Source organism: Mucisphaera sp., assembly GCF_965279675.1.
GTDB lineage: Bacteria > Planctomycetota > Phycisphaerae > Phycisphaerales > Phycisphaeraceae > Mucisphaera.
On record NZ_CBDIIJ010000002.1, the window covers coordinates 984,925 to 998,081 of the forward strand.

Below are 13,157 nucleotides of genomic sequence, written 5' to 3' on the forward strand. Positions count from 1 at the left end.
CTATCTTTGGCTTACTCGGCGGGCGTTTCTTCGATCGCCGCCCAGTCGGTCGCAGCCGTCTCCTGGTGGAGATCACTGATCGACTTGAGGTACTCAATGATCGCGAACAACTCGACGTCCTTGAGCCGGCCCTTGTACGAAGGCATCACGTTCTGGTAGCCGGCGACGATGTGGGCACCGGGGTACAGAATCGACTCGCGGATGCAGTTGGCGTCGGCGACGTAGCTCTCACCCGTCGTGTACTGGCCTTCCTTGTTGTAAAGGTTCAGGAAGCTCGGGCCGATCATCGAGGTGCCATCAACCGAGTGGCACTGGAGACAGCCAGACTTAACGGTCAACGCTTCGCCGGCCTCGATGGGCGGGACCTTGGTGATGTCGGCGGCCGACTCCAGCCAGGCGGCGAAGTTCTCGGGCGTGTGGACATAGACCTGGGCAAGCATCTGCGAGTGCTTGTTGCCGCAGTATTCGGTGCAGAACAGCACGTGCTCGTTGACATTGAAGGTGTTGTCGCCAGCAGCGAGTTCCACGGCGTCTTCCGGGTCAAAATCCGTCTCGAACCAGAGCTTGTTGTAGCGCCCGGGCACGCAGTCCTTTTTCACCCGGAAATCGGGGATAAAGACCGAGTGGATCACATCCTGCGACTGCAGGATCAACTCGACCGGACGGCCCGCAGGTACGTGGAGGTTGGCGTCGGAATAGCCGTTGGGATACTGGAAAGACCAGCCCCACTTGTAGCCGGTCACGACGATCTGATAGGTGTTCGAAGGCGGGACGGAGATGTCCCGATAGCCGACAAAGCCCATCGCGAAGAAGGCGAGCACGGCGACGGTCGGCGGGAGCGTCCAGGCGACTTCCAGCGCCGTGCTGTGGGTCGGCCCTTCGCCGAGCGCGTCCGGATCTTTGGCCTTGTAGACGTAGGCGAACCAGAACATCAACACGCCGATGGCGAGGAACGCGACCACGCTCACCCAGTAGATCCAGTAGAAGACGTAGTCGATCGACTCCGACTTGGTCGAGGCCTGCTGGGGCATCCAATTGAGGATCCACTCATCAATAAACGACGCGATCAGCATCGGTATCTCTCTCAATCTGGCGGGTCGAAACCCTGTGAACCCCAATCACGGCACACCCATGAGTATCGGGGTTTTCCCTAATAGTATCCAGCGCTTCTCTGGGCGGCCTGCATCAGGCAGCCTCTTTCAGTCTATTTGATCGGCGGCGATAGCCTTCCAACGCGAACAACAGCCCCAAACTGGCCGCTACGACAATCAATGTAGCAGCCCCGCCGAGGGTCATGAGCGCTTTCGCCGTGGTGACATAGCGGCCCTCGGTCTCGTTCCATTGCAGACATGTTAAGAGAATTCGATCCAGTGTCGAGCCCACCTTCCCTTCGGACGCTTCGACTAGCGACAGCCGGACGGTCCGGGCCGGGTAATTGAGCATCACGAAGTACCGGGTGATCCGACCCTCGGGCGACAGAATGATGATGCCCGCGGCGTGGACGTACTCACCCTGGCTCTCGACGTAGCGGTAACCAAAGCCCACAGCATCAGTTAGGGACCGGATATCGGCCTCCCGACCGGTCAGGAAGGCCCAGCCGTCCGCGGCGGAGGTATCCAGGGTCTGGAACACCTCGCGCTTCTTGGCCAGAGCCTGCTCGGGACGTTCCCGCGGATCGATGCTGACCGTGACGATCTGGTAATCCTCGCCCGGCAGCCAGTCCATCTCCTTGACGACGTTGCTGATCGACTCCTGCACCAGCGAGCAGAGCATCGGGCAGGTGTAGTAGGCCATGTTCAGGATGACCGGCTTACCTTCCCGGAAGTAATCGGCCAGCTTGACCGCCCTGCCATTCTCATCCCGAAAGTCGAGGTCTAGCGGGGCGAAGTCGCCCAGATGCGATTCGTCGAAATCGGCCTCGGCCAGCTCAGGCGGCAGCCGTTCGATGCGGTCGGTCGGTGGATTAGCCGGCTCGTAAGCCTGACGCTGTCCCGGCAGCAGCGGCTCGACCTCCGCGGGTACCGGTGCCGGGTCTTCCTGCGCAACGGCAGCTGGGCACGCCAGAAGCAGCGACACAAGGAGCATCGGGACGAACAACGTGAAGCGGTGGGCGGCGGTCATCGCCGGACATCCTTCGGGCCCATGGCTGGGTTGGTGATCAAACGAGGTGAATCGACGCCGGGAGGGCCCGCACTCACGGGTCATTCGTTGTTGAGATCGCGGACGGTCAGGGTCATCGCCCGCTCGATGGGGATCGTGACGGTTCCTGCGTTCTCGTCTTTCCAACCGTAGGCGCCGTCCGCGGCAGCACCCAGCCCGATATTGGCAAATTGCTCGTTGCGCAAGTCAGATTCGGTTTTACCGACGGCGGACGCAGGATCCACGGCGAAGTGATCGCCCTGGATGTAGTTCTCGAAGTAGGCTTGGTTCCAGACATATTGATAGCCCGCATTCGTGAGCACCACGATCGCGAAGAGCAGCGGGATGAAAACCAGCAGCACCAGGGTGAGGTTGCGGACGCTGATGCCGATCTCGAACTGCTCGGGCTTCGGCGTCTTGGTTTGGCCGGTCTCGGCGTGGGTATCCATCAAACAGATCTCCGGGGAGTCGGGAGGCCGGGGAGGGCCGGGAACATAGGGAAGATCACAGCTGCTTCAGCGCGAGACACTCGGGCATCCGTGGGTCGTGGATCGCCATCGCGTGGCGACCCGCTGCGAGCCTGGCAACGCCTGCGGCATAGATCAGGCCGAGGCCGATCAGCAGCAGCACCTCCACCGTGAAGCCCGGCACCGTGGGGGTGCTGAACTCGGGCATGATCATCCAGTACATGTCGAACCAGTGCATGATCAGCAGCCAGACCGCCGCGACGGCCAGCCAGCTGAGATTCCGCTTGGTCTTACGGGTGACGAGATAGGCAAACGGGATCAGCAGGTGGCCAAAGAGCAGGACGGCAGAGATCCACCACCAGCCGGTCGGCTCGTTGATGAAACGCTCGGAGATCGACAGCCCCCGGTTCTCGAGCCAGTAGACCGTCTCGGGAATCGAGGCGTACCACAACAGCATGAACTGGCTGAAGCTGGTGTAGCCCCAGAAGAAGACGAAGGCGAACATCAGCTTGCCCAGGTCGTGATAGTGCTCGACGTTGACCGAGCCCAGGTAGCCCTTGCCCTGGAGGTACAGCGCGATCAGCACCGTCAGACACAAAGCCGACAGGAACCCACCCGTGAACACAATCACCGGGAGCATGGTCGAGTAAAAGGCCGGGTCGAGCGACATCACGATGTCCATCGCGCCGAACGCCACCGTCAACGCGTACACGAAAACCAGAGGCGGGGCATAGGTTTCTCGCGTCGCAGAGAGGCTGGCTTCACCCGATGCGTCCTGACGTTGCCCGAGCCCGAAGTACCACCACGCCATCGCGATCCAGATGACGAAGTAGAAGATCACCCGGATCGTGAAAAAGCCGCTACTCAGCCAGGGCTGCTTGCTGGAGACCATCCAGTAGGTCATCTGCCGACCGGCCCCATCCACCGCAGGGTTGATCTCGGCACCGTGTGCGTGACCGGCTTCGTCGCCGTGATGCTCGCCGTCGGCGTGTGGCTCATCGGCGATCATCTGGATCTCGAAACCTTCGACGTCCGCGAGGGCATAGCCGGACTCGGTTTCAGGGGATGGTGCCGCGGCGTGATAACCGGGCATCTGCTCAAACGGCTGGGCCCAGGGGTAAAGAGCGCCCGTGTTGCTCCAGATAATCACCAGCACCGGCACAAATAGAAGGGCGACGACGCCAAGGTTGGCAGCGAGCACCTCGGGGATCCGACGAACCGAGGCGCACCAGGCCGCGCGGAACAGGTGCGTGCCCAGCACGAAGAACAGACCGCCCAATGAGAGCGTCAGGTAGAAGCTCGCGTTGAGCAGATAAGCATGGACGAAGCGTTCCCAGCTGCGATCATCGGTGAACAGCGCTGCCACATAAGCAATCGCTACAACGATCAGGCCCGCAATCAGCAGGCCCGGGGTGTAACCGCGGAGGCCTTCGCTGATGCGACGCTTGTCCGATTCCTGGAGTTCGAGTGGTCCGTGATGAGACACCGTGTTGCCCTGTCTGAGTGGGGTTCTGACTTCCGTTGATCCCTCGTGGGAACCTCGCCGGACCTAACGGCCCAGCAGCTCAACCTTGTCTGCCGGCACGTCGGCCAGATTTGCGTTCTGGCTCCGCTGCAGCGCCCGGATGTAGAGGACGATCGCCCAGCGGTCTTCCGTCTTGATCTTGTGGCCATAGCCGGCCATGTTGCGGATGCCGTGGGTGATCACGTTGTACATCTTGCCGTCGGCGTACAGCTCGCTGCCGTACTGAGGCAGGTTGGTCGTCGGGTCGATCGCGTGCAGGTTGGAAGGCGGCACCCAGGCGTTGTTGGACGGGTCCCGCTGAGAGAGCCAGTTGGCCCGGATATGCACAGGGCCGTTGCCGTAGCCATCCTTGCCGTGGCAGGGATAGCAGAAGGTGTTGAACTTAACCATGCCACGCATCATGGTGCGGTCGGATACCTCAAAGCCTTCAGGAAAGCCGGTGTAGTAAACCGTCTCGCCGTCGACGACCTGATAGCCGCGATAAAAGTGATCGTCTTCACGGAGCTCGCCCCGGGCCACCGTGCCGGTCACACGCGGACGCATGGCCCGGCCATCGGCAAAGACCACCGAGGAGGACTGAGCCTTCGGGGCCAGGTTGTGGTCCATGCCCTGGAACAGGTGAATCCGGGGATTCTCCTTCTTCGTCTGCCGGGACAGCGCGGCCATCGAAGGCGGGATCAGCGCAAAGGCGGTGACCACAAGGATGGCGGCAACCAGTAGGAAGGGTGGCTTGGGCAGCCGTAGGTTGATGTCAGGATCGTTGGGCTTGGCCATCGTCGCGCTACTCTTCGATCACTTCCACCGACTCGGCACCGAGATCACGGAGGAAGTTGTAGGTGTTTTCAGGATCAAACTGCGGGTCACGGGCCTCGATGCAGATGAAGAAACGGTCCGCCGTCGCTCGCCGGAAGTTCGTGCTCTTGAACAACGGGTGATAGAGCATCGGCAGGCCGTTGAGACCCAGCATCGAGAAGACTGCCGTGAAGGCCGCGAACAGAATCGTCAGCTCGAAGATCGGCGGGATGTACGCCGCGAAGCTGTTGAACGGCTTGCCCGAGATCAGGTAGGGATAAGCCTCAAGGTTCACCCAGAGCCAGGTGTTGATGGGCCCGGCCATGGTGTAGACCGTCAGGATGATGCCGGTGCTCATCCCGAGCAGGCCGGCCCAGAGCACGAAGTAAGGCAGGATCGTGCGCTTGAGCCCCATCTCCTCATCAATCCCGTGAATCGGGAACGGTGCGTGCACGTCCCACTTCTGAAGGCCCTGATCACGGCACTTGCGTACCGCGGGCATCAGCGTGTCCATGTCCTTGAACTCTGCGATGATCCCGTAGAGCTCGGGATTTTCAGCAGAAACGGTCTCAGCTTGTGAAGGGGCATCGAGAACGGTCATCGTCCCTCCTCCTCGGTGTGGCTGTCGCGAGCAAAATCACCGCTGGCCGGATTGTCGTCGTGGCCATGGCCCTCATGCGCCTGCGGCATGACCGACTTCACCTCGGCGATCGCGACGATCGGGAGAATCTTCAGGAAGATCAGGAACAGACTCAGGAACAGCCCGAACGAGCAGGCAAACATGGCGAAGTCGTAGAACGTCGGCACGAAGTCATCCCAGCTCGAGGGCAGGAAGTCGCGGTGCAGCGAGGTCACGACGATCACGTAACGCTCGAACCACATGCCGGCGTTCACCGACATCGCCGCGATCATCACGGTCCAGACATTCATCCGACACGCACGAATCCACAGGATCTGCGGGATCACGCAGTTCAGGACGAACATCGTCCAGAAGCCCGCTGCGTACGGACCCAGCGGCCGGTTCAGGAACAGGAACTGCTCGAAGTGGTGGTTCGAGTAGTAGGCGACGAAGAACTCGATCGCGTAGGCGAACGTCACGATCAGCCCCGTACCCAGCATGACCTTGCACATCAGATCGATGTGGCGAGGCGTGATCAGGTCCTTGATCCCGAAGATCACCCGACAGGGAATCGCCAGTGTCAGCACCATCGCAAAACCGCCGTAGATCGCACCGGCGACGAAGTAAGGCGGGAAGATCGTCGTGTGCCAGCCCGGCAGCTGCGAGATCGCGAAGTCGAACGACACGACCGAGTGCACCGAGAGCACCAGCGGCGTCGCCAGCGCCGCCAGCAGCAGGTACATCCGCTCGAAACGCACCCAATGACGGCTCGAGCCGTTCCAGCCGAGCGAGAGCACGCCGTAGAAGATCTGGGTCAGCCGGTTCTTGGCCCGGTCGCGGATCGTCGCCAGGTCAGGAACCATCCCGATGTACCAGAAGGCAAACGACACGCTGAAGTAGGTCGAGACCGCGAACACGTCCCAGAGCAGCGGCGACCGGAACTGCGGCCACATCGCCATCTGGTTCGGATACGGGAACAGCCAGAAGGCCAGCCAGGGCCGGCCGACGTGGATCAGCGGGAAGATGCCGGCACAGACCACGGCGAAGATGGTCATCGCCTCCGCGAACCGGTTGATCGAGGTCCGCCAGTTCTGCCGGAAGAGGAAGAGGATGGCCGAGATCAGCGTGCCCGCGTGGCCGATACCGACCCAGAACACGAAGTTGATGATCGGAAAACCCCAGGAGACCGGCTGGTTGTTGCCCCAGATACCGACACCCGTCGTAACCAGCACGCCGATCTGAGCGAAAAATAGAAGCGCAATGAAGCTGCTGGTCAGGAAAGCCACCCACCACCAGCCAGTCGGCTTGCCGAGGGTGATATTGACCACCTTGTCGGTGACCGTCGTGAAGTCGTTGGCCCCGGTGATCAGAGGCGGACGCTCCGACGCGTGGTCGTAGGTGTTGTCCGCGGGGATGCCCGGGCTGTAGGGGTTGATCGTCGCCATAGTCTCTCATCCCGGTTGCCCGGGGCTGTCCGCCTGTTGCCAGACGGCGGGTCAGGGGTCGTCCTAGCTCTGCGCTCCAGCGGTTTCGCCGGTCTTGGCTTCGGGGTAAGCGGCCTCTTTATTCGCCTTGCGGGCCTTGGCCAGCGTCGGGTTCGGGTTGAAGATCCGCGCCAGGTGCAGCGTCCTTGGCCGCGTGTTCAGTTCTCGGAGCACGCCATAGGCACGGTTGTTGGCCTGCAGCTTCGAGACCTTCGCGTCCGCGTCGTTAAGGTTGCCGAAGACGATCGCCTCGGTCGGGCAGGCCATCTGACAGGCCGTGATGATCTCGCCTTCCTGAACCAGATTGCTCGGCCGCAGCTTCTTCTGATACTCGTTGTCGGCGTGGATCTTGGCCACGGCGATCCGCTGTGTGCAGTAGGTGCACTTCTCCATGATCCCACGCATACGCACGGTGACCGCCGGGTTGAACTTCATGCGCTTGATCTGATCGACCGTCTTGAGCTGCTGGTTGTCAGGGATATCCAGCCAGGGCATCGCCCCACCACGCGGGTCCTTCGAGTGGTAGTCGAAGTAGTTGAACCGCCGCACCTTGTACGGGCAGTTGTTCGAGCAGTAACGCGTGCCGATACACCGGTTGTAGACCATCGTGTTGAGGCCTTCGGTGTCGTGCACCGTTGCCGCCACCGGGCAGACCTGCTCGCACGGCGCGTTCTCGCAGTGCGTGCACATCATCGGCATCGGGATGACTTCCGGCGAGCCTTCGGGATCACCCTTGTAGTAGGTGTCCAAGCGCAGCCAGTGCATCTCACGGCTCATATCCACCTGCTCGGCACCGACCACCGGGATGTTGTTCTCCGACTGGCAGGCGATGATGCAGGCGTTGCAGCCGGTGCAGGCGTTCATGTCGATCGTCATGCCCCAGGCATGCGGGTCGTTGAACGCCGTCGGCCCGCCGGGACGCTTGGCCTTGGTGGCTTCTTTCGAATTGTGGTCGTCGATCGGCGGCGGACTCCAGAGCTGCAGGCTCAGATCGCCGTGCACGTTCTGATCCACAAACTTGGGCAGCCGCTGGTAACGATCGATCGTCGTGCTCTTGACGACATACGGCTCGTAGTTCGGATCCTTCGGATCGCCGACACGCTTCTTCAAGCCATACTTCGCCGTGTCATCGATACCGATCAAGTGATGCTGCGAGGTCATCGCAAGCATCTTCTTCCCACCAGCCAGACTCACAGAAGCCTCGGAAACATCCAACACCGCCGAACGAAGCGGATAAACATCCGTGCCGATCTCATTCCCGACACGGCCGGCAGCGGTCCGCCCGTAACCGAGATAGGCGGTGACGGATCCCCGCGCCTGCCCCTGCTTCCGGAAGGCCGGCAGCGTCACGCTCTGGCCGTTGACCGAAAGGGTCACCAGATCGCCATCGGCCGCGACGCCAAGCTCACGCGCATCCGCCGGGTGGATCAACAGCGGGTTGTCCCAGACCACCTTGGTCGAGCTGTCAGGCAGCTCCTGCAGCCAGCCGCTGTTGGCCATCCGGCCGTCACCCAGCGTCGGCGAGGGCTTGAAGACTACCTCCATCGCAGGCACGGGCTGTTCCAGACGCTGCACGTTGCCGCTGGCCGAAACGTTGACCGTCCCGGACCGCTCGGCGAGAAAACCGTCGTGGACGACCTTCCGCCAGGCCTTCTCGAAGTCGCCACCAGCCAGTCGCCCAGCCCAGGTCCGACGGACCAGGTCGTAGCCAGCCAGCGGGCGCTCACGCAGAAGGATGGCGAGCAGTTCGATCGCCGACTTGCCGGCAAACAACGGCTCGATCAATGGCTGCTGAACCATCAGCGTGCCGTCCCAGGCGACACCGTCACCCCAGCACTCCAGCGGGTGCGCCATCGGCAGGTGCCACTGACACAGCCGCGAGGTCTCGTTGGCGTAGAGACTCAGGTGCATCGCCAGCGGAACGCTCGCGATCTTCTCGGCCATACCCAGAGACGCCGTCGCGTCATACGCCGGGTTACCGCCAAGGATAACCAGCTTCTCAACCTGACCGGCTTCGATCTTCGCCGCCAGCTCAGCCAGACTCGTGGTGCACGGGTACTGATCGGCCGCCGGCTCGTTGAAGTACGTCACCGTCGTGCCGACATTGCCCAGACGCTCGTTGATCAGATGCGCCAGGTGATGCGCTTCGGCCGGCAGCGACGCCCCCGCCACCACCACCGATCGACCACGATGCGCCGCGAGGTCGGCCACCAGCGCCTCAACCCAGATCGACTCGCCATTGAGAGACGCCGGCTCCGCGACACCTTGAGCACCCACACGAGCAGCGATCGCCCGAAGCAGGTCGAGCTGCCGCGACGCCTTGATCGGCAGGCGTTCATCCGCCGACATGCCGGTCGGCGTGAAGGTCGACTCCGCGACGTACATCCGGTTCATGTCGCCTGGTGTGTCGGCGTCAGCGCGCTTACGGCCTTCGGCCCAGCCCCGGGCGTGCTTGGCGTAGCCGGGATGGTCAGCCAGCAAATCCGATTCAAAGCAGGCAATCACATCGGCCTGAGCCAGGTCGTACTGCGGACGCACCATCCGGCCGAAGGCCTGCTGCGAACCGAGCAACTCGTGATCGCGATGAGCCGGCTCCCAGGTGTGCCAGGTCGCGCCCGGATAAGCCGAGATCACCCGTGCTCGCATCTCCAGCAGGGTCGGGCTGCTTGTGGCTTCGGAAAGAAACGCGATGCCCGAGCCGTCACCGCCCTTGAGCGGGCCAAACTCGGTCCCCGCCATGCGATCAAATGCTTCCCAGCTGCTGAGCTGCGCCTGATCGCCCTTGCCAAAGAGCACCGAGCGCGACCGCTCAGGGTCGTACATCTCCAGGATCGCCGCCTGAGCCCGTACGTCTGACGAGCCCTTGCTCAACGGATGATCCGGGTTGCCGTCGATCTTGATCGGCCGGCCATCGAAACTCGTGATCAGCGTCGGCGCCGCGACGCCCTGCCGATCGAGCATCGAGGCGTACTTCTCGGGCACGCCGGGGATCATGCCCTCGGGACGCGAGGCGTAAGGCACGATGTACTCGCGCGGCCACCTCCGGCAGCCGGACATCGTCAGTCCCGCCAGCGCCATTGACGCACCGGCCAGACCGAGGAAGTGACGGCGGGACATCGTCTGAATCTCTTCCGGGTCGTAACCCGGAAACTCCTTCGCGATGTCCGCGCGGAAGGATTCGGAGTCGGCGTACTCGGCGATCGAACGCCAGTAGGCTTCACCGGAGGGCCGAACGGTCTGCGTCTCTTGGGGGTCTAGCGGTGGCACGTGGAGCAGCTCGTCATGTAGGCGATGGAATGGATGTTGTAGGTCTCCTTGAGCTGGAGACCGACACGCAACTGAGCATCGGCAAGCGACTCGCCGGCCTGCACCTGCAGGTCGTTGGGACCCTCACCGGTGTGGTAAGTCATCGAAGTGATCTGATCGAGCGGGCGCAGGTGTTTTTCGGGCTCGCGGTGACACTCGATACACCAGCCCATGCTCAGGTTCGCGACCTGATACACACCCTCTTCGCCCATCTTGTCGACCCGGCCGTGGCAGGAGTAACAACCCACGCCCTTGTTCACGTGGGCCGAGTGATCGAAGTAAGAGTAGTCGGCAAGGTCGTGAACCTTCACCCACTCCACCGGCTCGCCCGTGCGGTAGCTGTCATAGACCGGCTGCAGCTTGTCGCTGTTCTTCCGAAGCCCCGCGGCATTTGTCTCGGGGTTATGACAGGCAATACACGTCTGCGTAGCCGGCACCGCGGCAAAGGCCGCCTCATCCACCGTCGTATGGCAGTACGTACAGTCCATGCCCAGCTGCCCAACATGCAACTCATGGCTGTAGGGCACCGGCTGCTCGGGCATGTAACCCGGATTCAGCGTGCCCGCGCTCAGCGTGTAATAGGTCGTCGCAGGGATGTAGACCCCCGCCCCCATCACAAGGAGCAACGTCACCGGCAGTAAATAGTTTGCCCAGGTCGGGAAAACAAAAGGACGGTCCTGGCTTTCGGTCATCACATGCCTCTATGGGGAATACCCTGATTGAGATCGGATGCCATCGGGAGCGTCCGATGACGCCCCACGGATCTCTAATCGATCCCGCCAACCCTTGCGGGAGCCGGACCTTAGCCCCTGCCTAAAGACCGTTCAATCAGTCTCACTTTTAGTACTAATTCCAAGACCTTTATCAACCGTGGGTTCTGCGAACCATTCTCACTGCACACCCTCGATTCCATTCGTATCTCTGACACAGACTCTTGTTCAGCTACACACGACCTAACGATCGCGTAATTTTCGCGGATCGACCTCCGAGAAATGAACGCTGTCAACCACCTGATGCGGGCGACCGTCAGATTTTCTCGAAGCGAAAAAAAATCTCTGTGGGTCACCAGAAAAACGACGCCTGTCGCGCTTTTGACACCACAGTCATCGTTACGATGACGAAATGACACGCCTCGCGACAACCCTGATCTGCCTCAGCCTGCTGCACACAGGCTGCAGCTCCATGCCCGACGACGCCGGCACCGGACAGACGCTGACCAGCGACGACTTCGTGCTCGACCCACGCCCAGCGCCCCCCGAGCCTGCAGAAGATGCATCGCCAGCCGCAGCCTCAGCTGCCACGCCAACGGCTCCCACCGATCAGCACGAGGCCGATCCGATCCGCCGCTACAACGTCCAGCTCGGCTCGGCCGACGACGCCTACCTCCAGCGTTCCAACGAAACTCGGCCCCTGATCTCCGAGGAAGACACCAGCACCAGCTGGCCCATCGACGGCATGGTCGGGCAGGTCAACGGCCGCGCCATCTACGCCCGGACCGTCCTCGAACCGCTCGAGATCCAGCTCGCCACCCTCGCCAGGCAGCTCGATCGCCAGCGATTCCAGGCCCAGGCCCAGCAGGCCGTGGTGACGCGCCTCCAGGAGATCATCCAGAGCCGACTCATTCTCGCAGCCGCCGAACGCGATCTCGACGAACGCGGTCGTCTCATCCTCGACGCCAGCCTCCGCTTCCACCGCGAAGAGCTCGTCCGCCAGTTCGGCCGAGGCTCGCTCGCCATCGCCGAGCAGCAGATCATGCTCCGCGAAGGCATCACCCTCGACGACAAGGTCGAAGAGTTCCGCCAGAACTTCCTCATCCGCGGCTATCAGATGAAAAACCTCCGGCCGCTGATTGACGTCCGACGACGAGATATCGAACGCTACTACCGCGAACACGAAGACCAGTTCAATCCACCCGCCGAACGAACCATCCGGATGATCCGCGTCAACGACGACGACGAAGCCCAACGCGTTCAGGACGCACTCGCAGAGGGCTACACCTTCGAAGCCGTTGCCGCGACGCCCGTCAACCAGATGCTCGGCGGCGGACTCATCGACGGGCTCGTCGGCGAACAACCCCTCCGCCAGGACAACATCAACCAGGCCATCGTCTCACTGGAAGTCGGCGCCTGGACCGGGCCGATCCCCTTCGGCCAGGGCCTGGTCTTCATCGAACTCGTCGAGAACAACGTCCCACCAAGACAAACCCTGACCGACGCCCAACAGCAGATCCGCAACATCCTGGTCAATCAGCAGCTCCGTGAGCTCTCCCAGACCCGCCGCATCGAGCTCGTCGAAGAAGCCAGCCACACACCGATCAGGGAGATGGGCGAAGCCATCATGGACATCGTGATGACCCGCTACACCATCACCGCCGCCAACGCCGGCGGATGAGCACCCCCCGCCCCGATCGCTCGCAAACACTCCTCCGCTGGCTGACCGGCTGGATCAGACCCGTCCGCATCGGAATCGGCGGGCGCACCGGCGAACGCCACGCCAGCCGATACCTCAAACAAAAAGGCTACCGCATCCTACGCACCAACCTCCGGGTCGGTGCCGGCGAGATCGATCTGCTCGCCGAGGCACCCGACCGACAGACCATCGTCGTCGTCGAAGTGAAATCCTCAGCCTCCGACAAGGCCGATCGCTGGCGACCCGAAGACCGCGTCGGACCGACCAAACGCCAGCAGCTCACAAGACTCACCCACCAACTCCGCCAACGACATCCAAAACTCGCCCACCGTCCTTGGCGCATCGACATCGTCGCGGTCATCCTCAAACCATCAGAGACCCCGGAGATCCGCCACATCACCAATATCACCGGCTAA

Annotated in this window: 11 protein-coding genes; 2 read left to right on the forward strand and 9 right to left on the reverse strand. The window is 62.1% G+C overall.

Annotated elements, in window-relative coordinates; all coding sequences use genetic code 11:
* Nucleotides 1-11 precede the first annotated feature (11 nt).
* The 9 genes from ACQZAB_RS04390 to ACQZAB_RS04430 form a co-directional block, all read right to left on the reverse strand.
* Nucleotides 12-1,073: a c-type cytochrome gene (locus tag ACQZAB_RS04390; RefSeq protein ID WP_428387420.1), complete on the reverse strand. Its 1,062-nt coding sequence runs from the start codon at nt 1,071-1,073 to the stop codon at nt 12-14.
* A gap of 112 nt (nt 1,074-1,185) precedes the next feature.
* Entirely contained in the window at nt 1,186-2,121 is a 936-nt protein-coding gene (locus ACQZAB_RS04395; protein ID WP_428387422.1) for an SCO family protein, read from the reverse strand.
* An 80-nt stretch (nt 2,122-2,201) separates the two neighbouring features.
* The gene (locus tag ACQZAB_RS04400) at nt 2,202-2,588 is read right to left on the reverse strand and encodes a hypothetical protein (protein WP_428387424.1); all 387 of its coding nucleotides are present in this window, start codon (nt 2,586-2,588) and stop codon (nt 2,202-2,204) included.
* Nucleotides 2,589-2,643: 55 nt separating this feature from the next.
* Nucleotides 2,644-4,092: a hypothetical protein gene (locus tag ACQZAB_RS04405; protein ID WP_428387426.1), complete on the reverse strand. Its 1,449-nt coding sequence runs from the start codon at nt 4,090-4,092 to the stop codon at nt 2,644-2,646.
* A gap of 63 nt (nt 4,093-4,155) precedes the next feature.
* The gene (locus ACQZAB_RS04410) at nt 4,156-4,905 is read right to left on the reverse strand and encodes a c-type cytochrome (RefSeq protein ID WP_428387428.1); all 750 of its coding nucleotides are present in this window, start codon (nt 4,903-4,905) and stop codon (nt 4,156-4,158) included.
* Between the two features lie 7 nt (nt 4,906-4,912).
* Nucleotides 4,913-5,524 (reverse strand): DUF3341 domain-containing protein, encoded by a 612-nt coding sequence (locus ACQZAB_RS04415; RefSeq protein WP_428387430.1) that lies wholly within the window; start codon nt 5,522-5,524, stop codon nt 4,913-4,915.
* Entirely contained in the window at nt 5,521-6,987 is a 1,467-nt protein-coding gene (gene nrfD / locus ACQZAB_RS04420) for an NrfD/PsrC family molybdoenzyme membrane anchor subunit (protein WP_428387432.1), read from the reverse strand. The genes ACQZAB_RS04415 and nrfD overlap by 4 nt, the downstream gene beginning before the upstream one ends.
* 63 nt (nt 6,988-7,050) lie before the next feature.
* Nucleotides 7,051-10,293, reverse strand: coding sequence for a TAT-variant-translocated molybdopterin oxidoreductase (locus ACQZAB_RS04425; RefSeq protein ID WP_428387434.1), 3,243 nt, complete (start codon nt 10,291-10,293; stop codon nt 7,051-7,053).
* On the reverse strand, nt 10,281-11,024 hold the full coding sequence (locus ACQZAB_RS04430) for a cytochrome c3 family protein (RefSeq protein WP_428387435.1): 744 nt from the start codon (nt 11,022-11,024) through the stop codon (nt 10,281-10,283). Before ACQZAB_RS04430 ends, ACQZAB_RS04425 begins: the two co-directional genes overlap by 13 nt.
* 430 nt (nt 11,025-11,454) lie before the next feature.
* Between ACQZAB_RS04430 and ACQZAB_RS04435 the strand changes: the two genes are divergently transcribed.
* A complete protein-coding gene (locus ACQZAB_RS04435; protein ID WP_428387437.1) occupies nt 11,455-12,723 on the forward strand; it encodes a peptidyl-prolyl cis-trans isomerase in 1,269 nt (422 codons plus the stop codon).
* Nucleotides 12,720-13,157, forward strand: coding sequence for a YraN family protein (locus ACQZAB_RS04440; RefSeq protein ID WP_428387439.1), 438 nt, complete (start codon nt 12,720-12,722; stop codon nt 13,155-13,157). Before ACQZAB_RS04435 ends, ACQZAB_RS04440 begins: the two co-directional genes overlap by 4 nt.